Source organism: Algorimicrobium echini (assembly GCF_900115185.1).
Classification (GTDB): domain Bacteria; phylum Bacteroidota; class Bacteroidia; order Flavobacteriales; family Flavobacteriaceae; genus Algorimicrobium; species Algorimicrobium echini.
Map to the genome: position 1 here is coordinate 17,749 of NZ_FOVN01000006.1, position 25,048 is coordinate 42,796.

The 25,048-nt window shown below is 33.0% G+C and carries 22 protein-coding genes; 14 read left to right on the forward strand and 8 right to left on the reverse strand.

Annotated elements, in window-relative coordinates:
• Positions 1–142: 142 nt before the first annotated feature.
• On the forward strand, positions 143–772 hold the full coding sequence (gene rsmG / locus BM239_RS12570) for a 16S rRNA (guanine(527)-N(7))-methyltransferase RsmG (RefSeq protein WP_092209172.1): 630 nt from the start codon (positions 143–145) through the stop codon (positions 770–772).
• A 156-nt stretch (positions 773–928) separates the two neighbouring features.
• On the opposite strand, the gene BM239_RS12575 is transcribed toward rsmG, so the two are convergent.
• Complete coding sequence (locus tag BM239_RS12575) at positions 929–3,304, reverse strand: T9SS type A sorting domain-containing protein (RefSeq protein WP_092209174.1); 2,376 nt, start codon at positions 3,302–3,304, stop codon at positions 929–931.
• Positions 3,305–3,432: 128 nt separating this feature from the next.
• The gene (pruA, locus tag BM239_RS12580; RefSeq protein ID WP_092209176.1) at positions 3,433–5,061 is read right to left on the reverse strand and encodes an L-glutamate gamma-semialdehyde dehydrogenase; all 1,629 of its coding nucleotides are present in this window, start codon (positions 5,059–5,061) and stop codon (positions 3,433–3,435) included.
• Positions 5,062–5,210: 149 nt separating this feature from the next.
• Between pruA and BM239_RS12585 the strand changes: the two genes are divergently transcribed.
• Complete coding sequence (locus BM239_RS12585) at positions 5,211–5,927, forward strand: NRDE family protein (protein ID WP_092209178.1); 717 nt, start codon at positions 5,211–5,213, stop codon at positions 5,925–5,927.
• A gap of 6 nt (positions 5,928–5,933) precedes the next feature.
• On the opposite strand, the gene apaG is transcribed toward BM239_RS12585, so the two are convergent.
• Together apaG and BM239_RS12595 are read right to left on the reverse strand one after the other, a co-directional pair.
• Positions 5,934–6,320 carry a Co2+/Mg2+ efflux protein ApaG gene (gene apaG / locus BM239_RS12590; protein WP_092209180.1) on the reverse strand — a complete coding sequence of 129 codons (387 nt, stop codon included), beginning with the start codon at positions 6,318–6,320 and terminating at the stop codon, positions 5,934–5,936.
• 96 nt (positions 6,321–6,416) lie between these two features.
• The gene (locus tag BM239_RS12595; protein WP_092209182.1) at positions 6,417–7,670 is read right to left on the reverse strand and encodes a type IX secretion system plug protein; all 1,254 of its coding nucleotides are present in this window, start codon (positions 7,668–7,670) and stop codon (positions 6,417–6,419) included.
• Between the two features lie 194 nt (positions 7,671–7,864).
• Between BM239_RS12595 and BM239_RS12600 the strand changes: the two genes are divergently transcribed.
• From BM239_RS12600 to nqrF, 6 genes are all read left to right on the forward strand, one after another.
• Positions 7,865–9,220 (forward strand): Na(+)-translocating NADH-quinone reductase subunit A, encoded by a 1,356-nt coding sequence (locus BM239_RS12600; protein ID WP_092209184.1) that lies wholly within the window; start codon positions 7,865–7,867, stop codon positions 9,218–9,220.
• 31 nt (positions 9,221–9,251) lie between these two features.
• Positions 9,252–10,451, forward strand: coding sequence for an NADH:ubiquinone reductase (Na(+)-transporting) subunit B (locus BM239_RS12605; protein WP_092209186.1), 1,200 nt, complete (start codon positions 9,252–9,254; stop codon positions 10,449–10,451).
• Positions 10,452–10,453: 2 nt separating this feature from the next.
• Complete coding sequence (locus BM239_RS12610) at positions 10,454–11,245, forward strand: Na(+)-translocating NADH-quinone reductase subunit C (RefSeq protein WP_092209188.1); 792 nt, start codon at positions 10,454–10,456, stop codon at positions 11,243–11,245.
• A 3-nt stretch (positions 11,246–11,248) separates the two neighbouring features.
• Positions 11,249–11,893, forward strand: a complete 645-nt coding sequence (locus BM239_RS12615) for an NADH:ubiquinone reductase (Na(+)-transporting) subunit D (protein WP_092209190.1) — start codon at positions 11,249–11,251, stop codon at positions 11,891–11,893.
• Positions 11,894–11,963: 70 nt separating this feature from the next.
• A complete protein-coding gene (nqrE, locus tag BM239_RS12620) occupies positions 11,964–12,680 on the forward strand; it encodes an NADH:ubiquinone reductase (Na(+)-transporting) subunit E (RefSeq protein WP_092209192.1) in 717 nt (238 codons plus the stop codon).
• A 1-nt stretch (position 12,681) separates the two neighbouring features.
• On the forward strand, positions 12,682–13,989 hold the full coding sequence (gene nqrF, locus BM239_RS12625) for an NADH:ubiquinone reductase (Na(+)-transporting) subunit F (RefSeq protein WP_092209194.1): 1,308 nt from the start codon (positions 12,682–12,684) through the stop codon (positions 13,987–13,989).
• 72 nt (positions 13,990–14,061) lie between these two features.
• Here the strand turns inward: nqrF and BM239_RS12630 are convergent, their stop codons facing one another.
• Positions 14,062–14,511 carry a Na(+)-translocating NADH-quinone reductase subunit F gene (locus tag BM239_RS12630; RefSeq protein ID WP_092209196.1) on the reverse strand — a complete coding sequence of 150 codons (450 nt, stop codon included), beginning with the start codon at positions 14,509–14,511 and terminating at the stop codon, positions 14,062–14,064.
• Between the two features lie 107 nt (positions 14,512–14,618).
• Between BM239_RS12630 and BM239_RS12635 the strand changes: the two genes are divergently transcribed.
• From BM239_RS12635 to BM239_RS12655, 5 genes are all read left to right on the forward strand, one after another.
• The gene (locus BM239_RS12635) at positions 14,619–14,996 is read left to right on the forward strand and encodes a Na(+)-translocating NADH-quinone reductase subunit F (protein ID WP_092209198.1); all 378 of its coding nucleotides are present in this window, start codon (positions 14,619–14,621) and stop codon (positions 14,994–14,996) included.
• 62 nt (positions 14,997–15,058) lie between these two features.
• On the forward strand, positions 15,059–16,033 hold the full coding sequence (locus BM239_RS12640) for an FAD:protein FMN transferase (RefSeq protein WP_092209200.1): 975 nt from the start codon (positions 15,059–15,061) through the stop codon (positions 16,031–16,033).
• 93 nt (positions 16,034–16,126) lie between these two features.
• Positions 16,127–18,103 (forward strand): tetratricopeptide repeat-containing sensor histidine kinase, encoded by a 1,977-nt coding sequence (locus BM239_RS12645; protein WP_092209202.1) that lies wholly within the window; start codon positions 16,127–16,129, stop codon positions 18,101–18,103.
• 2 nt (positions 18,104–18,105) lie between these two features.
• Positions 18,106–18,855: a LytR/AlgR family response regulator transcription factor gene (locus BM239_RS12650; RefSeq protein ID WP_092209204.1), complete on the forward strand. Its 750-nt coding sequence runs from the start codon at positions 18,106–18,108 to the stop codon at positions 18,853–18,855.
• Between the two features lie 96 nt (positions 18,856–18,951).
• A complete protein-coding gene (locus BM239_RS12655) occupies positions 18,952–21,591 on the forward strand; it encodes a T9SS type A sorting domain-containing protein (RefSeq protein WP_092209207.1) in 2,640 nt (879 codons plus the stop codon).
• Between the two features lie 54 nt (positions 21,592–21,645).
• On the opposite strand, the gene BM239_RS12660 is transcribed toward BM239_RS12655, so the two are convergent.
• A complete protein-coding gene (locus BM239_RS12660; protein ID WP_092209209.1) occupies positions 21,646–22,410 on the reverse strand; it encodes a class I SAM-dependent methyltransferase in 765 nt (254 codons plus the stop codon).
• Positions 22,411–22,412: 2 nt separating this feature from the next.
• On the reverse strand, positions 22,413–23,231 hold the full coding sequence (gene map / locus BM239_RS12665; protein ID WP_092209211.1) for a type I methionyl aminopeptidase: 819 nt from the start codon (positions 23,229–23,231) through the stop codon (positions 22,413–22,415).
• A gap of 121 nt (positions 23,232–23,352) precedes the next feature.
• On the opposite strand from map, the gene BM239_RS12670 reads away from it, so the two are divergent.
• Positions 23,353–24,624, forward strand: coding sequence for an acetyl-CoA hydrolase/transferase family protein (locus BM239_RS12670; RefSeq protein ID WP_092209213.1), 1,272 nt, complete (start codon positions 23,353–23,355; stop codon positions 24,622–24,624).
• A gap of 4 nt (positions 24,625–24,628) precedes the next feature.
• Here the strand turns inward: BM239_RS12670 and BM239_RS12675 are convergent, their stop codons facing one another.
• On the reverse strand, positions 24,629–25,042 hold the full coding sequence (locus BM239_RS12675) for a BT0820 family HAD-type phosphatase (RefSeq protein ID WP_092209215.1): 414 nt from the start codon (positions 25,040–25,042) through the stop codon (positions 24,629–24,631).
• Positions 25,043–25,048 lie beyond the last annotated feature (6 nt).

Genomic DNA, 25,048 nt, shown 5'->3' on the forward strand with positions numbered 1-25,048 from the left:
TTTAATTTATAATATATAAACGCATTTAAAATGCGTAAAATATATATTTATGCAAATATAATTATTATGAGCCGTTATGGGCACAAAGTTTTCATAAAAATATGCACAAAAAAATACCTACTTTTGTCGAAAATATAAGAATATGGAACTCATTTTAAAGTATTTTCCAGATCTAACCGATGATCAGATTGCTAAATTTACTCAACTCGAAGCCTTGTATCAAGATTGGAACTTGAAAATAAATGTGGTGTCTAGAAAAGATATAGACGAGCTGTATTTACGTCACGTACTCCATGCTTTAGCTATAGCAAAAGTAATAACATTTAAACCAGGTACTAAATTAATGGATGTTGGAACGGGTGGCGGTTTTCCTGGAATTCCACTAGCTATTTTATTTCCGGAATGTTCGTTTCATCTAGTGGATAGTATTGCTAAAAAGCTTAAAGTTGTTGATGAGGTTGTTGCTGGTTTAGAATTGACCAACGTAAAAACTACGCATTCCCGTGTTGAAGAAATTAAAGATACTTACGATTTTATTATCAGTAGAGCAGTGGCTGCCATGCCAACTTTTGTACATTGGATAAAAGGTAAAGTTGCTAAAAAGCAAAATCATGAGCTTAAAAATGGGATTTTGTATTTAAAAGGAGGCGATTTATCTGAAGAACTCCAAGACTATAAAACAGCAACGATTTATAATATTTCCGATTTTTATTCTGAAGCATTTTTTGAAACAAAAAAGGTGGTTCATTTACCTATCAAGTTTAAAGGTTAACTTTTTGTTAATCAGTAATTAAAACGATTTTAAATTAATCTGGAATTATTATGAAATGCCATGCTGTAAACGTTTTAAATAGCCGCTCATTTTCCTCATAAAATGAAAAAGCTCCGAATATACTTCGGAGCTTTTTTAATTAGAATCAAGTATGTGCTACTTTACTAATAATCTCGTTTTCAAAATCTGATTGCCATGACTTTCAATAGTTAAAATGTACAATCCAGAAGTCATTTGAAAAGGAACAGTTGTGCGTTGATTGACATCTAAATTTGATTGTAAAACCGTTTTTCCTGTAACATCAACAACAGAAATACTCGCATTTTTATGAGCTTGAGAGCTTAATATTGTCAAGCTTTGCGATACCGGGTTTTGTTCTAGTTTTATAAAGTTTTCCGAAAAAGAATTTGTACTTAAAGTTTCTAAAATAATTTCACTTAAAGCAAAAGCAACGTTTTGAGGTGTTAAAGTTACGTGAGGTTCATTTTCATTTGGCATATACCATGCGTCAAAAGGGGTTATGTTCGATGTAGCGCGAGCCGTTGTAACGTTGCTTGGTGTGTGAAACCAGTTAATTTCATTATTTGTTACTTGGAAAGCCATTGAACTAACGCTTGGAATGAAATTGAAATAATCTGTAGACAATGAATTTAAAAAATCGCCCACTAAACCATCAGTTTCTAAATCTTCAGTTAAACTTAAAATATCAAATAACCCTCCAGAAGCAGCATCAACACCATTAGAGAAACTTGGTGCTGTTGAAGTTGCGTTATTAATTCGGTCGTTTGCTAATGGAAACCACCACGCAAAATCCAAATGGACTTTACTACTAAAAACTTGTGTTCCCGCATTTGGAGTAAAGCGTGTTTCAGCCTTTAATTCAGCTCCAGTAATAACATCAATATTAGCATTTAAAATGCGGCTACCAGGATTTAAATTGTTCGTAGCTGTTGTGTTGTCTTGATACCTAGCATTCATACCACTACCATTAATAATTGAAATATTTCGTGTTAGTTCTGGAAATCCAGAGGCATTAAAACTGTTTAGTCGCGCATCCAAAATGGCTTTGTATGGATGTTCTTGAGGTAAATCTAGAGAGCTGTTAAAAGATACACCGTCATTATTTGTAATATGTGGTTCAAACTGGTCTACAAGCATTTGCCTAGCAGCAGATGATGTTAACATACCATCAATAATAGGCTGTAGTTCTTCTACATTTTGATCTCCTAATACCGTAAAATCATCTAAACCAAAAGCTAGAAAATTAAATTGATGCTGAAATCCAATTGGTACATTTGCGCCATGATGTGGAGCATCAAAAGAAATCCAAAGTCTGGTTTCATGGTTTAAATTAGCATGTTCCATATAATTTAAAGCATATCTAGAAATTAATCCACCCATACTAGGACCAATAATAACATTGTCTTCAGTGCCAATTTTTTGAGCATTAACGGTATTTATTAATTCCACTAGAAGCATGGCATTACGCTCTATAAAATCTACACCACCATCAATAACTTGATTGTCTGCCGCACGTGTGTAAACAGGGAAATTTAATATAACCACATCAAAACCTTCGTCTCTTACTAAATCGCCTAAATTAGAAGTCGTTCCGTTTTGTTCAAAATTTAGTAATTCATAAATTCCAGCAATGTCGCGTCCATCAGCAGGATCAAAACCATCAACTAAAATAATGGGTTTGTCTAAAACGTTATCTGCGCTTAAAAACAATTCATATTCTCCAGTTCCATTGTAAGATGTTGTTTCGCCATAAGGAGAGAGGTCTGGTGTAATTGTTGAATTAAAAGTTGTTACCATACGATTAAAATTTCTTTCTAAATCGGCATTGGAATACGTAATTTCTATTCTTGTTTGACGAAAAACAACACTTCCATTGTCTAATGTTATTTGAAAAGTAAGTGTTTTATTGCCTGCTTTTAGATAAGAAACTTGTATGTTCTGATTAGTGCTTACAGTCCTAAAACCTTGGCCATCGTCAAAATTAACAGCTATTTTCTCAATAGTTTTTTCTGTTGTATTGAATATATGATTTGAAGCTATTGAAAAAGTCGTTTCTAAACCTTTGTGCTTGCTCCTTAAAGGGGCTGCTATAGTAATATTATTTTTCTTGAAAATAATGTCATTTGCATGGCTTCTAATAATATAGCCTTGTGCATCTCTGGTTACTGCTTGATTTTGAAAAGCTTGTTCCGTTATGGATTCATAATCTGAAAGCAAAATTGCCAATGGAATCTTGTTAGTAAAATGACTCTTTTTGTTAGCTTCTTTAAGGCTGGAAAGTGGTTTTAAGCGTTGTTGAAAATCGTTTTGAGCAATTGTTTTATAGGCTTGGTAGAAACTATAGGTGTTTGTTATCTTGTTGTTGTAGTTGTCGAGGTCTATAACGGGTGATTGTGGGACCAATATAGAAGTTTCCATGTCTTGTTTGTCAAATTTCTCGAAGGCTTTTTGTTTTTGTGAAAAAACGGAAATGGAAAGCATTGTGATTAGTAGTAAGTAGTTTGTTTTCATGAGTATTCAATTATTGATTATTTAAATATACAGCCTGAAATTAATTACTACTAATACTTTGGATAAACAACAGAAAAAACCCCTTAACTGGTATGGTTAAGGGGTTTTGTTTTAATCAATTAGAATTATTATTCGCCTAAAAAAGGATATCTGTAATCAACAGGTGTTACAAAGGTTTCCTTAATCATTCTAGGTGATACCCAGCGTAATAAGTTTTGTGCCGATCCAGCTTTGTCATTTGTTCCAGATGCTCTTGCACCGCCAAATGGTTGCTGACCTACAACGGCTCCTGTTGGTTTATCATTAATATAAAAATTTCCTGCACTATTTTGTAGAGCAGTTGTAGCCTCTTCAATAGCATAACGACAGGATGCTAAAATAGCACCTGTTAGGGCGTATTCGCTAGTTTCATCAACTAATTTTAATGTTTCAGAATAGGCCTCTTGATCGTAAACATAAATGGTAATAACAGGTCCAAATAGTTCGGTACACATGGTTGTGTACTTTGGATTTTTTGTAACAATCACTGTTGGTTCAATAAAGTAGCCTTTCGACTTATCATAATTGCCACCAGCAATAATTTCAGCATCTGTATGGGCTTTAGCTTCATCAATATATTTTGCTAATTTATCAAAAGAGCCTTCATGAATTACGGCTGTAATAAAGTTACTCATGTCTTCAGGAGATCCCATTTTAAAGGATTTTAAATCTGCAAGAACAAAGTCCTTAACATCTTCCCAAAGGTTATTAGGGATGTAAGCTCTGGAAGCTGCGCTACATTTCTGACCTTGGAATTCAAAAGCACCACGTACAATGGCAGTAGCTACTTGCTTGGCATTTGCTGATTTATGAGCAATTATAAAATCTTTTCCACCTGTTTCACCTACAATTCTTGGGTAGGTTTTGTAGGTGTCAATGTTATTTCCAATTTGTTTCCAAAGGGATTTAAAAATAGTTGTTGAACCTGTAAAATGTAATCCTGAAAAATCAGGGCTATTTAATACGGTATCTGTAATCATAACAGGGTCACCAAAAACCACATTAATTACACCATCTGGAACACCTGCTTCTTTAAAAACGTCCATGATAACTTTTGCAGAATAGATTTGGCTATCGCTTGGTTTCCATACAACTACATTTCCCATTAATGCCATACAAGATGGTAGGTTTCCAGCAATGGCTGTAAAGTTAAAGGGTGTTACTGCATAGGTAAAACCTTCTAAAGGACGGTATTCAATACGGTTCCAGGCATCACTAGTGCTCTCTGGTTGATCCATGTATATTTCGGACATGAATTGTACATTGAATCGTAAAAAATCAATCAACTCACAAGCGGCATCAATTTCAGCTTGGTAAATATTTTTAGACTGTGCAATCATGGTTGCAGCATTAATTTTAGCTCTGTAAGGGCCTGCAATTAATTCGGCAGCTTTTAAAAAGATACCCGTACGTTGTTCCCAAGGCATTTGAGACCATTTTTTTCTAGCTTCTAATGCAGTTGAAATAGCTTCTTCAATATGAGATTTTTCAGCTACATGATACGTTCCAACTATATGTTGATGGTCATGAGGTGGTGACATCGTTCTCGTATTCCCAGTTTCAACATCTTTTCCGTTGATGTACATTGGTACATCAATTTTACTGTTGTACATGTCTTTGTAAGCTTTTAAAACTTCTTCGCGCTCTGGCGATCCAGGCGCATAAGATTTTACAGGCTCGTTTACTGCAATTGGTACGTTAAAGAATCCTTTTCCCATGAGTATGTTGGTATTTAAATGTTTATGTTATTTTAAAGCTGCAAATGTACGATTTTTTAGCTGTTTTTTTGATAGAAAGCATCTTAAATACACGTTAAAAGTTTTTGTTTTTTTTGTAAGTTTCGTTTTTTATTGAAACACGCTAAACTATGTGTACAGTTACATTTATTCCTAAACAGAATAATCATTTTATTTTTACATCTAATCGAGATGAAGCTCCCGATAGAATAACAATTCCTCCTGAATTTTATACCGAAAATGGTGTGAAACTACTCTATCCCAAAGATAAAAAAGCTGGTGGGACTTGGATTGGCGTTAGTGAAAAGCAACGGTTAGTGTGTTTGTTAAACGGTGGATTTTCGGCTCATAAACCTGAACAGAATTACAGAATGAGTCGTGGTATTGTGGTTCGAGATATTTTAATAGCTTCTCTTTGTATAAAAACGATTGAGGATTATAACTTTAAAGGAATAGAACCATTTACAATGATAATTTTAGATTGGGAGAATGGCCTTGAACTGCATCAATTGGTTTGGGACGGTACGGTTAAACATTTAGAAAAACTCCCTAATGAACCAAAAATTTGGTCGTCTTCGTCCTTGTATACAGATTCTATGAAGCACTTACGAATGATTTGGTTTAATGAATTTAAAAACCAAAATAATTTTCAGTTGGAAGCTATAAATCAATTTCACAAAACAGCAGGTTCCCAATATCCAGATATGGGTATAATAATGGACAGAGGTTTTGTGAAAACCACTAGCATTACTCAAATTGAAAAAATGGATTTAAAAGTAACTATGAATTATACTGATCTACAAAATAATCAGACTACCCATAATGAGATGTATTTTAATAACTGGTAATTTGTTTTAATTTAATGCAAAAGGAGCACTTAATCTGAATGCTGGAATGGCTACTTTAAATTTTTTGTCAGATTCTAAATTAATCATATTATAAAAGCCATGCATAGCTCCAAATGGAGACGTTAACAGGCAACCTGAAGTATAGGTGTGGGATTCTCCAGGTTTTAAAATAGGTTTTTTACCTATAACACCTTCACCAGATACCAATTCAACATTGTTTAAAGCGTCAAGAATTGTCCATTCTCTGGCATAAAGTTGCACAAGGTGGTTGCTTTGGTTTTCAATTGTGACCTTATAACCAAAGGCAAATTGAATTTTATAATCTTTATAAAATGTGCCTTCAAAATGTGTTTCTACCGAAATTTTAATGCCTTTTGTAACTTGTTGAACCATGCTATTAATGGGTTTTCAAGGGTTTAGATTCTTGCTAATGTAATAAATAATAAGCTAGAATAAAAAAAAATAAATTTTTGTCGATTAACTGCGGACTTAATTGGATATATTCACAGAATTTCCTTCACCAAGACCAATAATTCGGTCGTATCTGGCACCCAAATCACGATAATAAACTAGAACCTTATAATTGTTTTCAGTTTGCCAATAGCTGCCACTAATTGCGCTTTCGTTTATTTTACCCGTTTGATTATTTACTATAACATACTTGTAATTATAAAACCCTTGCTTTAAAATAATTGGAACTTCGTAAATCCCTTTATTTGGATTAAAAGTCATTTTGGTAAAATCATCAATAGCATAGTTATTAAAGTTGCCATAAACATGTACAGATTGGTTAGCTGGTAGTTCATCTAATAATAAGGAGAAATGTATCCAAGCATAATCAGCCTCAATTGTCGGTCTTTCGGCATCAATAGCTGTAATTAAAAAGTTACCATTTATGTCTGGGTTATAGGTGTATGGCTGATTTAAACGCGGAACGTTAGTAAATAAATAATTGCTATACAATTCGTTTAATTCAATATACTGGATTGCTGCATTTGCACCTCGAATATCCTTGTTTTCAAAGTAAAAATATTCGTTTCCACCTTCAAAAAGAGTCTCTTTAGTGTATTTGTAAATTAGTTCGTTTCCAATAGTGTATTGAGGTGCCACATTGCTTATAGCCGTGTTGAGGTTGTTGTTTTGTATGATAAGTGTCTTAACCGTTTGTAATGGGTTGTTAAATTGCATATTCCCAGAATTAATAACAATATCTACGCTTTGCATGGTTTCTACTTGGCGCACATCGCGAGAGCGTTTAATAGAAACACCTACATTAGCAAGGTTTTCTTGAACCATGAATTTTCTAGAGAATACAAGTTCATCTAAATCATTAAAAATTTTAATCATATAATTACCAGAAACCTTAAGTCCACGAGTTTGCGAATTAGGAAGACGCAATGTGTAATGAGAATAGATTTGATACGTATTGAATGAATTCTCGTAATTACGAATTCGTTGATTGTCAATACCGCTTAAAAATTCGGTCTGCATAAGTTGAGAAGGAGTCCAATCGTAATCAAAGTGTTCAATTTTGTAATAGAAATCTTCCTCGTCACCATTTAACGCATCAAATTCTAAAATTAATTGTTGTCCAAGCTGTAAAATTGGTAATTGGCTCTCGCGAGTCTGACCTTGAAATGTAATCGATTTAATATAGCCAGGAGGATTAACTTCTTGTGCTATTTGAGAGTAAATAGACTGGCCGCAGATAATAATGACTAACGAGAAAAATGATTTAAACATGCATTGATGGTTTTGAGGGATAAATATAAGCAATTTTTATGCCTAATCATTCTTCATTATTTAGAATAAATATAAATAACAAACTTCATCGAAGTCTGGTATTAAATGATGTATAATTTCGTAAATTTGCACCGATTTTATCTGAATTAAAATCAGAATCATATTTTTTACTATTAACAAATAGATTTATAAACATGTCAAACGACATTACCATTAAAAAAGGTCTAGACATCAAGCTTAAAGGTGCTGCCGAGAAGGTGACTGAAAATGCTATTATTAGTAATTTTTGCACTGTTAGACCAGAAGACTTCCATGGTGTTACACCAAAATTAATTGCAAGAGTTGGAGATAAAGTAAAAGCTGGAGAGCCTATTTTTTATGATAAGGCTCAAGAAGCTGTAAAGTTTGTTTCGCCTGTATCTGGAGAGATTTTAGATATACCAAGAGGTGATAAACGTCGTATTTTAGCTTTAAAAATTCAAGCAGACAAAGAGCAAATTTTCCACGACTATGGAATATTTAATGTAGAATCTGCCACGTCAGAATCCATTAAAAACCATTTATTAGCATCTGGTTGTTGGCCATTTATTAAACAAAGGCCGTATGATGTTATTGCAAATCCTGAAAAATCGCCTAAAGCTATTTTTATATCGGGATATGCTTCCGCACCATTAGTTGCTGATTATGATTATGTGCTCCAAGGAAAAGAAGCTGAGTTACAAGTTGCCATAAATGCCCTTGGGAAATTAACCGAAGGTCAGGTGCACGTATCTGTATCTAAAAACGGAAGCTCTCCATTGTCAGGATTAAAAGGTGTTACCCTACACAAAGTGTCAGGCCCACATCCATCAGGAAACGTAGGAACACAGATAAATAAAATAGATCCAATAAACAAGGGTGAAACAGTTTGGACGATTAACCCTCAAGATTTAGTGATAATTGGTGAGTTGCTTTTAACCGGTAAATTTAATGCCGAGCGTTTAGTAGCTTTAGTAGGCTCTTCCGTTAAGAAACCGCGTTACTTTAAAACGAAAATAGGTAGTGAAATTGCAACGATGGTTTATGATAATGGCGTTGAAAAAGATGGTAATGATCGTATCATTTCTGGAAATGTTCTATCAGGAAAGCAAATAAAACCAGATGGTAGTTTGGATTTTTACAGTAACACCATTACTGTTATACCAGAGGGAGATGATTATGAGTTTTTTGGTTGGAATAAACCAGTTTTTAATAAAATTTCAACATCAAGAGCATTAACATTCTCATGGTTAACACCAAATAAAAAGTACGATTTAAACACCAATACTAACGGTGAACATCGTGCCTTTGTTTTAACAGGAAATTACGAACAAGTTTTTCCATTAGATATCTATCCACTTCAAATACTTAAAGCATGTATGTATGAAGATTTAGATGAAATGGAAGCTTTAGGTATGTATGAAGTAGCTCCAGAAGATTTTGCATTAACAGAATTTGTATGCGTATCTAAACAGCCTCATCAAGCTATTATAAGAAAAGGGTTGGACCTCATGATTAAAGAAATAGGATAATTCATTTTTACAATGAAAAATAAATAAAGAAATGAGTTTAAAAAGTAATTTACACAACTTAAAAGAAAAGTATAAAGGGACCAAAATGGCTCCTGCATTTAATGCACTTCATACATTTCTATATTTGCCAAATGAGACCACTCATAACGGAACTCACATTAAAGTGGCAGACGATTTAAAGCGTACCATGAATACGGTTATCATGGCTATGGTACCTTGTTTAATTTTTGGTATGTTTAATGCTGGTTACCAGCATTATGCCGCATTTGGCACACCTGTGGATTTTTTATCATGGGATGCATTCTACATTGGTTTAATTAAAATTTTACCATTAGTGGTTGTTTCATACGGTGTCGGTCTAGCTATTGAATTCCTTTTTGCTGTCATTAAAGGACACGAAGTAGAAGAGGGTTATTTAGTGACTGGTATGTTAGTACCATTAATTGTTCCTGTAGATACACCACTATGGATGTTAGCTGTTGCAGTAGCCTTTGGGGTTGTAATTGGTAAAGAAGTTTTTGGTGGAACAGGTATGAATATTTTAAATCCGGCATTAACAATCCGAGCCTTTTTATTCTTTGCATATCCAACTTGGATGTCTGGAGATAAAGTATGGGTTCATGGTGCGGTGGAGCGCTCTAAAGAAATAGCTAATGGTGCAAACCTAGATGCTATTTCAGGTGAAACTATACTAGGTAGTTTGGCGCAAGGACAAGAAACATCTTACTCCGTAGCTGATATGTTCTTTGGGTTTATTCCAGGTTCTGTTGGTGAAACATCAACCCTATTAATTCTTTTAGGCGGTTTGTTTCTAATTTTTACTAAAATTGGAAGTTGGCGTATTATGGTATCATCGGTTGTAGGTGCTCTTGTTATGGGCTTAATCTTTAATGGTGTTGTTAGTGCAGGGTGGATTTCTGAAAGCAGTAAGTTTTTCGGATTAATGAGTACAGAGTTCTGGCATCACTTATTAATAGGTGGTTTTGCTTTTGGTACTGTATTTATGGCTACAGATCCAGTAACAGCCTCTCAAACCAATAAAGGAAAATGGATTTACGGATTTTTAATCGGATTTATATCCATTTTAATCCGCGTATTTAACCCAGCTTATCCAGAGGGAGTTATGTTAGCTATTTTATTAATGAATGTATTTGCACCAACAATAGATCATTATGTGGTACAAGGCAATGTAAAACAACGTATGAAACGTTTAAAAGTTAAAACAGCATAATTATGAGCAATAGAACAGATTCTAACGTTTACACTATAATATTTGCCATTGCTATGGTAATTGTTGTAGGATCTTTATTAGCGTTTGCAGCGTCTTCTTTAGAACCAAATATTTCTGAAAATAAACGTTTAGAAAAGCAACAGAATATTTTATATGCTATGGGTGTTAACGATAATGATGAAGGTAGTGCTATCTTTATCTCAACCGATAAAGCCCCTGAAGCATTTAAAACTAACATTAAAGAACAACTGGTTTTAACGGTTGATGCAAGTGGTACGATTATTAAATCACAAACACGTGATGAGTATTATAACGAAACCAAAGAAGAACCATACTTAATTGACATTAAAAAACAAAAAACCAATGCCAAAAAGGGTGAGCCACGGAAGTTGCCATTATTTATTGGTGAAAAAGATGGTAAAACATTTTATATAGCACCAATTTATGGTAAAGGATTATGGGATGCTATTTGGGGATATGTATCTGTAGATGCGAACATGGTTGTTCAAGGTGCTTACTTTGACCACAAAGGTGAAACGCCTGGTCTTGGTGCCAACATAAAGCAGCGCTATTTTATGGACGATTTTTATGGTGAGCACTTATTAGATGAAGCTGGATATTTTAAAGGAATTACCGTTTCTAAAAGTAATGCCGATCCAAAGAATGAAGATAAAACAGATAATGAAGTAGATGCTATTGCAGGTGCTACCATTACAGGAGATGGTGTAACAGCCATGATTAAAAGCGATTTAAAGCTTTATGTGCCTTATTTTAAAAATTTAAAAAACAACTAATTTATGGGACTTTTATCAAAAAAAGACGCCAAATTAATTACCGATCCTTTAGCGGATAACAATCCAATTACTATTCAAGTATTAGGTATTTGTTCTGCTTTAGCAATTACAGCAGAATTAGAAGCGTCTATCGTAATGTCTGTTTCGGTATTATTCGTTTTAGGTGTAGGTAATGTGGTTATCTCACTTATGCGAAATATTATTCCAAGTAAAATTAGAATTATTGTTCAGTTAATCGTTGTAGCAACGTTAGTGATTATCGTAGATTTAGTTTTAAAAGCTTTTGCTTACGAGTTAAGTAAAACACTCTCCGTTTTTGTTGGTTTAATTATTACTAACTGTATCATTATGGGGCGTTTTGAAGCTTTTGCATTAGGAAATAGTCCTTGGCGCTCGTTCCTTGATGGAATTGGAAATGCAGCAGGTTATGGTGTTATTTTAATCATTGTTGGATTCTTTAGAGAGTTATTAGGTTCTGGTACCTTATTAGGTATTCCTGTTTTAGGAGACCCAATTGAAAAAACAGGATTGTATTCCATAGGTTATGAAAATAACGGGTTTATGTTATTGTCGCCAATGGCATTAATTGTTGTTGGTATCATAATTTGGGTGCAACGTAGTAGAAACAAAGCATTAATTGAAGATTAAAAAATTAGTCAGTAGTTTGGTATTTAGGTTTTGTTCCTGATTACTTCTACTGCGACTGAAAACTAATAATATGGAACATTTAGAATTATTTTTAAAATCAATCTTTATAGATAACATGGTATTTGCCACGTTCCTTGGAATGTGTTCGTATTTAGCCGTGTCTAAAAAAGTAACTACCGCAGTTGGTCTAGGAGCAGCTGTAATATTTGTATTAGCAATAACAGTCCCTTTAAACTGGCTGTTAGATCAGTACTTGCTACAACCAGGGGCTTTAGCTTGGTTAGGAGCCGAATATGCTGATTATGATTTAAGTTTCCTTTCGTTTATCATGTTTATTGCAACTATTGCAACCATGGTTCAGTTGGTTGAAATAGTAGTAGAAAAATTTTCACCATCCCTGTATAATTCGTTAGGTATTTTCTTACCGCTTATTGCTGTAAATTGTGCCATTTTAGGTGGTTCGTTATTCATGCAGTCGCGTGAAATTGCAACATTAGGTTTGGCTACTACTTATGGTGTTGGATCAGGAATTGGATGGTTTTTAGCTATTTTAGCTATTGCAGCTATTCGCGAAAAAATTAGATATTCTAATGTGCCTCCTGCCTTACGTGGTTTAGGAATAACATTCATTATTACAGGTTTAATGGCTATTGGCTTTATGAGTTTCGGTGGGATGTTAACAGGTGGTGATGACGAAGGCCAAAAAGAAGAGACAAAATCTGCACAAGTAGAGACTTTAAATGATACAGAAACAGAGTTAGCTAACAATACAAAAGTAATTGAGTAATATGATATTAGCAGCAAGCACACTAGGAACAATTATAACAACGGTTTTAGCTTTTATGCTAGTAACGATGTTATTAGTCGCATTACTATTATTTGTAAAGCAAAAATTATCACCGTCTGGTCCTGTTACCATAAAAATTAACGGCGAAAAAGAAATTGAAGTTTCATCTGGAGGTACGTTATTATCAACATTGGGTGGTAATAAAATATTTTTACCATCAGCTTGTGGTGGTGGTGGAACTTGTATTCAATGTGAATGTCACGTATTATCTGGAGGTGGCGAAGCATTACCAACAGAAACGCCTCATTTTTCTAGAAAAGAATTAAAGCATGGTGCGCGTTTAGCTTGCCAAGTTAAGGTGAAACAGGATATGGAAATTACCATTCCTGAAGAGGTTTTTGGTATTAAAAAATGGGAAGCTACAGTCGTTCGTAATTACAATGTAGCATCGTTTATTAAAGAATTTGTTGTAGAAATCCCAGAAGATATGGGCTACAAAGCTGGTGGATATATTCAAATAGAAATTCCACCTTGCCAAATTAAATTTGAAGACATGGACATTACTGCTCACCCAGAAGAGCATGAAACACCAGATAAGTTTCAAGCAGAATGGGATAAATTTGCGTTATGGCCTTTAGTAATGAAAAATACAGAAACAGTTGAGCGTGCTTATTCTATGGCTTCTTATCCTGCAGAAGGTCGCGAAATTATGCTAAACGTACGTATTGCAACACCACCTTTTGATCGTGCTAAAAACGGTTGGATGGATGTGAATCCTGGTGTGGCATCATCGTATATTTTTGCTCAAAAACCTGGCGATAAAGTAACTATATCTGGACCTTATGGTGAGTTTTTTATCAACGAATCTGAAGCTGAAATGCTGTATGTTGGTGGTGGAGCTGGTATGGCACCAATGCGCTCACATTTGTACCACTTATTCAAAACCTTAAAAACAGGTCGTAAAGTTACTTATTGGTACGGTGGACGTTCGAAACGTGAATTATTCTATTTAGAGCATTTCCGAGAATTAGAAAGAGATTTTCCAAACTTTAAATTTTATTTAGCATTATCTGAACCAATGGAAGAGGATAATTGGAAAGTAAAAGAAAATATTGATGCACCAGGAGATGGTTTCGTAGGTTTTATTCATAACTGTGTTATTGATAATTACTTAAATCATCATGAAGCACCTGAAGATATTGAATTATACTTTTGTGGACCACCATTAATGAATCAAGCTGTTCAAAAAATGGGTGAAGATTTTGGTATTCCAGATGAAAACATTCGTTTTGATGATTTTGGAGGTTAATTCAAAATTTTATTATAAAGATATAGCCGATTCTATTGAATCGGCTTTTTTTTATTGAATCGGTGTTTACTTTTAAACTGGTTTAACAAAATGGTCTTCAACTTTAAAACTAAACAAAACAGAACAATCCATTATGTTTGGAATATTGTCTAATTGGCATAAAAGTGCTACTACCGCAGATAAGCCTTTAAAAAGCACGTCTTTATCAGCTAGATTGGTAGGTCTTTTATTTCTATAATTTAAAGGTAATTGAAACCCACAAGCCTTTAAAAATGTAGCTTCAATTTGTAATAATTCCGATGGTTTAAAGCCTTGAAATCGTCTCCCAAAATTCTCATTTACTAAACCAATATAATTTAATTGGAGGCTTCCATGGGAATCACTGAAATGTTTCCACGCGTCAGTATTGTTTAAAATATTGCCAACAGCACATTGTTTATTGCATTCAGGTATGAGTGTATTGTTATGAAATGCTTGATAAAGTTTTTTTACGGCTTGCTCGAATCTGAAGGAAGTTTCCATGGCTCTACTTTTTTTAATAGGTCATATTAAGATACAAAAATTAAATTATTTTCAAGTATTATAACCCAATTTGGATACAGTTTTCTATTAATTAGTAATTTTGTATTATGAAAAAAGAACTCACAGAGCAAGAGCGACATAATTTAGCTATGAATCACGTTGGTAAAGATTTGGAGCAGCGTGGTTTTGAATTTATTGCTATTAATAGTAAGCTTAAACGCCATCCACAATTTGTGTGTATAGATAAAAATAGCCAGTATTTCTTTGTTATTGTTAAAGCTGTTTTACTGCCAGATAATCCCAATAATTACGATATTGTATGGATGGAGAGCTTTAAAAAACACGCCATGGAAAACGATGCTAAAGTTTTATATGCAGGTGTTGGTTTAGGCAACCCAGAAGGTGAAGATTTACCCATATATTTAAATGAAGAATACTTAATTGAATATAATGGCATTCAAGTAATTGAAACCAATTTAAATTAAAATTTGACTACCAAAACACAGAATGTGGCATTTTTAAAAAAGGAAGTAAATAAAATTTCAACATGAAAACATCATCAATTCTATTTTTAACTGTCATACTATTTGTTTCCTGTAAACAAGCACCTACAAATACTAAATTAAGCGGTTCTGTTTTTGGAACATCATATTCTGTAATTTATGATTCAGATGTTAATTATCAAAAAGAGATTGATAGTTTATTTGCGGTAATTAATAAATCTATGTCTACCTATATGACAGATTCTGATATTTCTAGATTAAATCGAAATGAAACAGTTTCGGTTGATAATCATTTTTTGAATGTTTTTAATACATCAAACACTATTTATAAAGCAACAAATGGTGCTTTCGATCCAACAATAGGAGCTGTTGTAAATGCGTGGGATTTTGGTCCAAAAGGAAAAATAGTTGCTTTAGATAGTCTGAAAATTGATAGCCTCATGCAAGGCGTGGGTTTTAATAAAGTTTCAATAAAAAATAATACCATTTTAAAGCCTGCAACTACGTTTATTGATTTTAATGCCATTGCCAAAGGGTATGGTGTGGATGTAATAGGTTTGTTTCTTGAGCAGAAACAAATTAAAAATTATTTAGTTGAGATTGGAGGTGAAATTCGAACACGAGGCACTAATGTCGTTAAACAAAGCAATTGGAAGGTTGGAGTAGAAATGCCACATTTTGATGGCGAACAATCCATTTTAAAAGCCATCAGTCTGCACAACGAAGCGATGGCAACCTCTGGAACGTATAGAAAGTTTAAAATTGATGATGAAGGAAACCGTTATTCCCATATTATTGATACTAAAACAGGTTATCCTAGTAAAACTAATTTATTAAGTATCTCTGTAATAGCACAAAATTGTATGACTGCCGATGCCTATGCAACGGCTTTTAAAGCTATGGGAATTGAAAAAATTCAAGAATTTCTAAAAACACATCCTGAATTAAAAGTGTTTTTAATTTTTGAAAATGATAAAAGAGAGTTAGAAACTAAAGGTTTTAACGGTTTCCCTGAATAAAGGTTTTGTTTAGAAATTATAAACTGCTTTTCAGAAACAATCCTAAATTTTCAAAAAATTATTTTCATTATTTTGTGGTTACAAAACTAATCAATGAAAATATCTTATACTTTACTTTTTATAGTTCTCATTACTTTTAGCGCTAAATCTCAATCCAAATTACCAGATAGTGTATTAACTAGAATTTCTGTTATAAAAAATGACAGTTTACGTACTTTAGAGTACCAAAAACTTATAAATCTTTATAGAAAATCTAATCCAGATTTACACTTTAGTATTGTAAAGCTACATTTAAAAGAACTTGCTCAAGATAGTTTAAAAAGTAATTATGGTAAATTATTAAGAGAGTTAGGTATCAATTATAGAAAACAAGGTCAGTTAGATTCTTCATTAGCTTACTATAAAAAGGCAAGTGTTATATTTTTAAAAAATAACGACAGTCTTAATATTGCTAAAATACAAAGTAGTTTAGCAAATGTTCTAAAGGCTAAAGGGGATTATCCGGCCGCTATTACAAACATTAAAAAATCTATTAAATTCTTTCAGAATTTTGAAGATAAAATTCCGCAAGCAATTGTAGTTAATAAGGTTAATTTAGGAGGTATTTATGTATCCCTTAAAGATTGGAAAAATGCCGATAAGTTTTTTTTTGAAGCATACAGTCATCCGTTCACTCAAAATAACAAAAGTGTTTTAAGCACTGTATCTATTAATTTAGCCATTACTAAAAATGAATTAGGTTTACTAGATGAAGCCTTAAAATACGCTAAACAAGCAGAACAAATAGAAAAGCGGCTAACTAGTCTCGCCAATCTTTACAATAACATAGGGAACATTTATGAGAAAAAAGAAAACTTTAAAGAAGCTAATAACTATTACCAAAAAAGTTTAGAATTATATAGAAAAAATAACAATCAAAATGGTATTATAAAAAGCTTTAATAATTTAGGGAATAATGCTACCAAATGGGGAAAATACAAGCTAGCGGAAGCGTATTTGCTAAAAGCCAATTCTTTATTAAACGAAGTAGATAATTTAGGCTCACTGCGTTATAATTACGAAATGCTAACTACACTTTATAACAAAAAGCAAGATTATAAAAAGTCTATATACTATAGTTATTTGGAGCAAAAAATTCAAGATTCGTTATTCAGTTTAGATAAGCAAAAGGCAATTGCAGAATTTGAAGTCGCTTATAAAACTGAAAAAACAGAACGAGAAAAAAATATTGCAAAGCAACAATTGGAGATTACACGTTTAGAAAGTATAAAGAACAGAAACTTGTTTTATAGTGCTCTAATCATAGCGAGCTTGCTAATATTAGCAAGTCTATTTTATTACAGCAGATTCAAAGCCCAAAAAAAAGCCGAAATAGTAACATTAGAATTAAAGGAAGTCCAAAAACGACTAGCATTAGAAAAACAATACAAAGATTCAGAATTAAAGGCTTTGAAAGCACAAATGAATCCGCATTTTATATTTAATGCATTAAATTCTATACAAGATTATATTGTTTTAAATCAAAAAGATTTGGCTAGTGATTATTTAGGTAAATTTGCCGATTTAATACGTAATTATCTTCATTTTAGCGATACAGGTTTTATTTCTATTCCAGAAGAAGTACACAACTTAAAATTGTATTTAGAATTAGAAAAGCTACGTTTTGAAGATGCATTAGACTACAGTTTTAATGTAGATTCTACAGCTAATTCTGAAGGCACAAAGATTCCAACAATGCTTATTCAGCCTTATGTAGAAAATGCTTTGAAACACGGGTTACTTCATAAAAAGGATAACAGGAATTTGACTATTTCAATTTCAAAATCTTCAAAAAACATTATTGAATGTGTTGTGGAAGACAATGGTATTGGAAGAGAAAAATCTAAAGCTATTAATCAAAAAAGACAAATACTGCACAAATCTTTTGCGCTTAAAGCAACAACAGAACGATTAGACTTATTAAACTATGGTAAAGAAAAGAAAATAGGAGTAAAGATAATTGACCTTAAAGAAAATAATAAAGCAATAGGAACAAAAGTAGTTTTGAAAATACCAACGATAAAGCGATAAATATGAAGGCACTAATTATAGATGACGAAAAAAAAGCAAGGCAAGTGCTACAAATTTTGGTAGAGGAAAATTGCCCAAAAATAAGTACCATTTTACAAGCCGACAATTTATTATCAGGTGTAGATTTAATAAGGCAAGAAACACCAAGCATCGTTTTTTTAGATATAGAAATGCCAGAACATTCTGGATTAGAAATACTAAATTTTATAGAAAAAGAAGTACATAATTTCGAAATTATTTTTACAACAGCTTATAGTGAATATGCTATACAAGCGTTTCAGTTATCCGCAATAGATTATCTGTTAAAACCAGTAAGACCAAGTCAGGTAAAGGAAGCTGTAGATAAAGCGATTGCATTTCTTGGCAACAATCAAATTAATAAACGTCTTGCCGAATTAAAATCCAGTATTCAAGAGTTTAACTTTAAAAAAATAGGATTGCCAAATGCAGATGGAATAAAATTCGTAGATTTTAATGACATCATTATGCTCGAGGCTGATGGTATGTATACTAATGTTTCAACTTTTAACAATAGTACCATTTTAGTAAGTAAACCATTAAAGTTTTTTGTAGAAAGTCTTCAAAAAATAAAAACGTTTTACCGTCCGCATCGTTCATACTTAATCAATTTAACCTATATAAAAGAATACATTAAAAAAGATGGAGGTTATATTGTTATGGAAAATGATAAATCAGTATCCATTTCAAACGACAAAAAAGAGGAATTCTTAACCATTATACAAAATATTTAGCCTTTAAAAGTTGAAATGCCAGTTTCAGAAACTTGCCATTAATTCTAGTAGTAATTAATGGCATTTTTGTTTTCATAACCAATGAAATAAATTATTATGAAAACAAGATTACTAATTTTTTTTTACCTAACTACATTTAGTTTTGTTCATGCTCAAGTTCCTTCAGATTATATTGGAAAATACAATTTTGATAATGGAAGCTTGGCAGATGAGGTAAATGGCATAGGAGATTTAATAAATCCTACTGGTCAACCAAGTAATTATTCTGTTACTGATGGATGGGACAATTTAACCAACAGTGCAATTGATGTAACAAATGTATTATTTGTAACAGGTGCATATCCTCAAATAGCTCAAGAGTATGCGTATTCCTTTTGGATTAATACAACATCAAACATTTCTAATAATAGAGATATATTTAAAAGATTAAATAATAACCAAAGTAATACTTTCTTTATGCAATCTGGTGGTATAACCATCCAATTGGAAGATGGAAAAGTGAAGGGTTACGTAATGCCGATTCTTAACGGTACAGCTGGTATATTAGGTTCTGTAGAAACTAATGTTATATCAGATGGTAATTGGCATCATGTGGTTATTTCAATTAAACGCATAACTTCAGGAGCTTTTAAAGGTTGGGAAATTGAAGCATTTCAAGATGGTACTTTAATTAGTACAGATCAAACAAATTTGTATCCAACATCCCAAAATCCTAGTATAACTACATCAAACCAATCATTATTTGTAGGATCTAACGCACAATCTTTTGTTGGAAAAATTGATGATATTAGAATTTTTGAAAGAGAGTTGTCTTTACAAGAGGTAATAGCAACACAAAATGATCCTGGTTACGTTAATTTTACGGATTCTAATTTTAAGTCATGGTTTGTAAATAATCCTTTAATTAATACAAATGGCAGCAGTGAAATAGAGTATACTGAAGCTTTAGCTTACACAGGTTCCGTTATGACTACTAATCTTAACGTAACTGATATAACTGGTATTGAGGAATTTACAAATGTAACAGCTATAGACGTTTCAAATAATCAAATTACTTCAGCAGATTTTTCAAAAAACAGTAATTTAACATCATTGAACGTATCCAGTAATAGTCTCGTAACATTTAATTTGCAAAATGGAAATAACACTTTAATTTCGACTTATAATTCTACTAATAATCCAAATTTAACTTGCGTATTAGTAGATGATTTTAATTATGCTAATACCAATTGGACTTTAAAAGATGCACAGACAAATTACTCATCAACGTGTAACAATTCTCAAGTATATGTGGCTCCTGATGCTACAGGAGCTAATAATGGGACATCTTGGTCAAATGCTTATACTAATCTACAAACTGCTTTAACAAATAATCCTTCAAGTACATTTTGGCTCAAAGCAGGATTTTATGTGCCAGGAACATCACGTACCGATAGCTTTATTGTAACAAGTGACCAAACTGTGTATGGCGGATTTAATGGTACAGAAATAGATGTATCACAACGAAATCCAGATGTAAACGAAACTATTCTTTCTGGAGATATTAATAGTAATGATAATGGTGTATTACAACATAATATACCAGCTTACGCAGATAATACATATCAAATAATCCAGGTTAGTGGAGATAATGTTGTTTTAGACGGTTTAACAATTAAAGGCGGAAACGCTGCTAGTAGTAGCAGTAATGATTTAAGATTTGGAGCTGCAATTACAATAGGTCAATTAGCAAAGAATATAACGTTCAATCGGTTACTTATTGAAGATAATAGAGTAAATAATGCAGGTGTTGTTTATTTTGGTCATACTTCAGCTCAAACAGGTAATTATAATTACTATTTTACCAATTGTATATTTAGAAATAATTTAGGAAGGTTTGCTACAGTTTATTATGCTTCTAATCCACGAACATCAGGTACTGCTAAAACAACATTTGTAAACAGTGTGTTTTACGATAATATAGTCGCTGATGTGCCAGCTTATAGCAATGGAACGAATACTTTAATTTGGTTTAGATCGGATATTTCCACCACACATATTGGAGAAATTATTAATTGTACTATTTCTAGTAATGATTTTAATGCAACTAACAACAATGCTTCTATAATTTCTGCTTCTAGGATTAATGGTTCTTGTACTGCAAGATTGTACAATAGTATTGTTTGGGATAATAAACGAGCAAGTGATAATAATGAGCATGTTACACTTGGTACATTTAATACACAAGCTGTTGCTAGTCGTGATGTACAACATAGTATTGCACCAAATTTTGCTTCTGGAATCGCACAAAATTCTAGTACTACTAACCCAATACTTTCAGTCGGTCAAACTTCTAATAAATATAAATTTCAAATAGCTAATGCAAGTTCTAATGCTATAAATTTTGGCAATAATGCATTACTCCAGTCATCAATAACAAATGATCTGTTAAATAATAATAGAATAATAAATACAACGGTAGATGCAGGAGCTTATGAATTTGATTCTACTTTAAGTTCAGAATACTTTGAAACTAATAATGAGTTTGTTGTTTATCCTAACCCAACAGAAAGTACCATAAACATAAAGATGAATACCAAACTAAAACAAGTAACTATTTATAACATGCTGGGAGCTGAAGTTTTAAATAAAAATAATTATAAAATTGATGTTTCAAGTTTAAAAACTGGTGTGTATTTAATCAAAATTGAGGACCAAAACGGAAAGAGTTATACTAAACAATTTATAAAAAAATAAAAGACGTTATTAATCAGTTATTGAAGAAGGGAAGACTACAATGGCTTCCCTTTTCTATTTATAAACCACTGGAATAATTTCACCTTTTGCCAAGCAATAGCGCTCTATTTCGGCATTGGTAAGTTTAGTGGTGTAATCCATTTCTTTAACCTTAAAGCCAATGTTTCGGAGTTTGTCAAAATAATCACGGCCATAAATACGAACATGGTCATATTGTCCAAAAATGGCAGCACGTTCTTTTTTATCAGTTATACTATCATCTTCAAACGTCGTTTCCCTATTTAAATCTTGAGGAATTTGAAATATACCATACCCACCAGGTTTCATAACTCTGTATAATTCCTTCATGGCTTTCGTATCATCTGGAATATGCTCTAAAACATGATTGCATAAAATAATATCATAGCTGTTATCTTCAAAGGGAAGATTACAAATATCTGCTTTTACATCAGCAATTGGCGACTCTAAATCTGTTGTAGTATAGTTGAGGTTATTAAGTTTTTGGAAGCGTTTTAAAAAACACTGTTCTGGTGCAAAGTGAAGCACGCTTTTTTTTGCGGTAAAAAAATCGGTATCATTTTGTAAATAAAGCCACAATAACCTATGTCTTTCTAAAGAAAGGGTAGAAGGTGACAAAACGTTATTTCGTTGCGTACCATAACCATAAGGCAGAAAAGACTTAAAGCTTTTACCGTCTATTGGGTCTGTATAGGTATTGCCTTTCATGAAAAAAGCTAAAATAGGACGTACTAGATAGCTTAACCTAATTAATAAAGGTCTAGGAATAACGTTAAGAATTGTTTTAAAAAGTCGCTTCATTATTAAAGCACTAACGCCTTCTGTCTAAATTCATCTTCCTCATTACTCACAATCCCTAAAGCCTCATAAATATATCCAAACGTAGAAAGCAATTCAGGTTTTCCATCAACAATAGCCACATCATGCTCAAAATGTGCCGATGGTTTATTGTCTAAAGTGGTAATGGTCCAGCCGTCTCTATGTTGTTTTATTCTGTGTGTTCCCATGTTTATCATCGGTTCAATAGCAACTACTTGGCCTTCCACAAACTTCTTACCACGACCGCGTTTACCATAATTTGGCATTTCGGGATCCTCATGCATTTTACGGCCTATGCCGTGGCCTACTAATTCCCGAACGACACCATAGCCTCTGTCTTCACAGTATTTCTGAATAGCATAACCAACATCGCCAACACGATTTCCTACTTTAAACTCGCGAATCCCTTCATATAAAGACTGCTTGGTAACTTCTAAAAGTGTTTGAGTTTCTGGATCAATTTCACCAACAGCAAAAGTATAGGCATGATCACCATAAAAGTTGTTTTTTATGGCACCACAATCAATAGAAATAATATCGCCTTCCTGCAGAGGCTCATTCGTTGGGAATCCATGTACGACTTGTGAGTTAGGGCTCATACAAAGCGTATTTGGAAAATTATACAAGCCTAAAAAGCCAGGTATGGCACCTTGTTCCCGAATAAAATCTTCAGCTAATTTATCTAATTGTAATGTGGTAACACCAGGCTTTACCTCTTTGGCAAGCATTCCTAAAGTTTTTGATACAATTAAAGCACTTTCACGCATTAATTCTATCTCTTCTCTTGTTTTTACTATAATCATAATTCAAAAATATGGGCAAAGATACTTAATTTAGATAAGCTATGTAATCTTTAGGAATATGACTTTTGACAGGTTTTAGTTCGTACTTTTTTAAGACCTTTGCAATTCAAAATAGTAAATTATGTATAAATCAGTTTCGGCCGAAGAAGCCGTGAAAATCGTAAAATCGAATAGTAAAATATATATTCAAGCAGCAGCAGCAGCTCCTCAAGTATTACTTCGTGCGCTAACGGCTAGGCATGAAGAGTTACGGAATGTAGAAATTTGCCAATTACACACCGAAGGAGACGCTCCTTATGCTAACCCAGAATATCGTAATAGTTTTCATGTAAATTCGTTCTTTATAGGAAAAAATGTAAGACATACCTTAAAAGCTGGAAATGGATCTTATACACCTGTTTTTTTAAGTGAGTTACCGTTACTTTTTAAACGTAATATTGTGGATTTGCAATATGCATTTATTCATGTTTCTGTACCAGATAAGCATGGATATTGCTCGTTAGGTGTTTCTGTTGAAGCTACTTTAGCAGCTATTGATAATGCCGATGTTGTTATAGCACAGGTAAACGCCCAAATGCCAAGAACACATGGTGCTGGTATTATTCACCATTCTGAAATTGATGTTTTTGTAGAGTGTGATGAGCCTTTACCAACACACAATATGGTAGAGCCTTCTGAACTAGAAAGTAAAATAGGAAATCATGTTGCAGGTTTAATAGAAGATAGAAGTACATTGCAAATGGGAATTGGTAACATTCCAAATGCCGTTTTAACACGATTAACCAATCATAAAGATTTGGGATTGCATACCGAAATGTTTTCAGATGGTGTTATTGATTTAATTTTAAACGATGTTATTAACGGAAACTATAAAGAAATTAATCGTGGTCGTGCCTTAACAACCTTTTTAATGGGTTCTAAAAGACTGTATGATTATGTGGATGACAATCCATTTGTAGAAATGCGCGCATCAAATTATACCAATGATGTGTCTATTATTAAAAGAAACCCAAGGATGGTAGCCATTAATTCGGCGGTTGAGGTGGATGTAACTGGACAAGTTTGTGCCGATTCTATAGGAGCACATATGTATTCAGGAGTCGGTGGACAAATGGACTTTATTAGAGGTGCTTCTTTAAGCGAAGGAGGAAAGGCTATAATTGCATTGCCATCAACAACAAAATCTGGAATTAGTAGAATTGTGCCTAGTTTAAAACCAGGAGCAGGTGTGGTAACAACCCGTTCACATGTTCACTATGTGGTTACAGAATATGGTATTGCAAATTTGTACGGTAAAACTATAAAAGAACGCGTAAAAGCTCTGGTAAATATAGCACATCCAAAGCATCAGGAATCCATTGATAAAAGTTATTTTGAGCTGATTAGAAGCTAGGAGTTTATTTTTTTAAAAACGAAAAGAAACCTTTCTTTTTAGGAAGTTTGTTAGGGTGGTTTTTTGGGTTGGCAAGTAGTTGATAAATTTCGCCCCAACCTAAAAGACCTCCTATATTTCTATCGTCAATAAAAATGTCAGCATGGATTTTTCGGCTTTTTGTGTAATCAAATTGTTCTTCAGGAAAACTTTTATTTACAGCATAAAACTCCAAACCATTTTCTTTACAAAAAGTTACGGCTTCTTCAAGTCTTAGATCACTTCTGTAAGTCCAAAGAATTAATCTATGACCTTCCTTTTGCAAGCGGACAAGTGTTTCGAAAGCAAATAGTTTAGGCTTCCCAATTTTAGGGTAAGCATCTTCTACAATGGTGCCATCAAAATCGACAGCTATTATAAGTTTTTCAGTAAAATTCATATACTA

Coding starts and splice junctions, on each gene's coding strand:
- rsmG (WP_092209172.1), top strand. CDS start 143: ATGGAACTCATTTTAAAGTATTTTCCAGATCTAACCGATGATCAGATT.
- BM239_RS12575 (WP_092209174.1), bottom strand. CDS start 3,304: ATGAAAACAAACTACTTACTACTAATCACAATGCTTTCCATTTCCGTT.
- pruA (WP_092209176.1), bottom strand. CDS start 5,061: ATGGGAAAAGGATTCTTTAACGTACCAATTGCAGTAAACGAGCCTGTA.
- BM239_RS12585 (WP_092209178.1), top strand. CDS start 5,211: ATGTGTACAGTTACATTTATTCCTAAACAGAATAATCATTTTATTTTT.
- apaG (WP_092209180.1), bottom strand. CDS start 6,320: ATGGTTCAACAAGTTACAAAAGGCATTAAAATTTCGGTAGAAACACAT.
- BM239_RS12595 (WP_092209182.1), bottom strand. CDS start 7,670: ATGTTTAAATCATTTTTCTCGTTAGTCATTATTATCTGCGGCCAGTCT.
- BM239_RS12600 (WP_092209184.1), top strand. CDS start 7,865: ATGTCAAACGACATTACCATTAAAAAAGGTCTAGACATCAAGCTTAAA.
- BM239_RS12605 (WP_092209186.1), top strand. CDS start 9,252: ATGAGTTTAAAAAGTAATTTACACAACTTAAAAGAAAAGTATAAAGGG.
- BM239_RS12610 (WP_092209188.1), top strand. CDS start 10,454: ATGAGCAATAGAACAGATTCTAACGTTTACACTATAATATTTGCCATT.
- BM239_RS12615 (WP_092209190.1), top strand. CDS start 11,249: ATGGGACTTTTATCAAAAAAAGACGCCAAATTAATTACCGATCCTTTA.
- nqrE (WP_092209192.1), top strand. CDS start 11,964: ATGGAACATTTAGAATTATTTTTAAAATCAATCTTTATAGATAACATG.
- nqrF (WP_092209194.1), top strand. CDS start 12,682: ATGATATTAGCAGCAAGCACACTAGGAACAATTATAACAACGGTTTTA.
- BM239_RS12630 (WP_092209196.1), bottom strand. CDS start 14,511: ATGGAAACTTCCTTCAGATTCGAGCAAGCCGTAAAAAAACTTTATCAA.
- BM239_RS12635 (WP_092209198.1), top strand. CDS start 14,619: ATGAAAAAAGAACTCACAGAGCAAGAGCGACATAATTTAGCTATGAAT.
- BM239_RS12640 (WP_092209200.1), top strand. CDS start 15,059: ATGAAAACATCATCAATTCTATTTTTAACTGTCATACTATTTGTTTCC.
- BM239_RS12645 (WP_092209202.1), top strand. CDS start 16,127: ATGAAAATATCTTATACTTTACTTTTTATAGTTCTCATTACTTTTAGC.
- BM239_RS12650 (WP_092209204.1), top strand. CDS start 18,106: ATGAAGGCACTAATTATAGATGACGAAAAAAAAGCAAGGCAAGTGCTA.
- BM239_RS12655 (WP_092209207.1), top strand. CDS start 18,952: ATGAAAACAAGATTACTAATTTTTTTTTACCTAACTACATTTAGTTTT.
- BM239_RS12660 (WP_092209209.1), bottom strand. CDS start 22,410: ATGAAGCGACTTTTTAAAACAATTCTTAACGTTATTCCTAGACCTTTA.
- map (WP_092209211.1), bottom strand. CDS start 23,231: ATGATTATAGTAAAAACAAGAGAAGAGATAGAATTAATGCGTGAAAGT.
- BM239_RS12670 (WP_092209213.1), top strand. CDS start 23,353: ATGTATAAATCAGTTTCGGCCGAAGAAGCCGTGAAAATCGTAAAATCG.
- BM239_RS12675 (WP_092209215.1), bottom strand. CDS start 25,042: ATGAATTTTACTGAAAAACTTATAATAGCTGTCGATTTTGATGGCACC.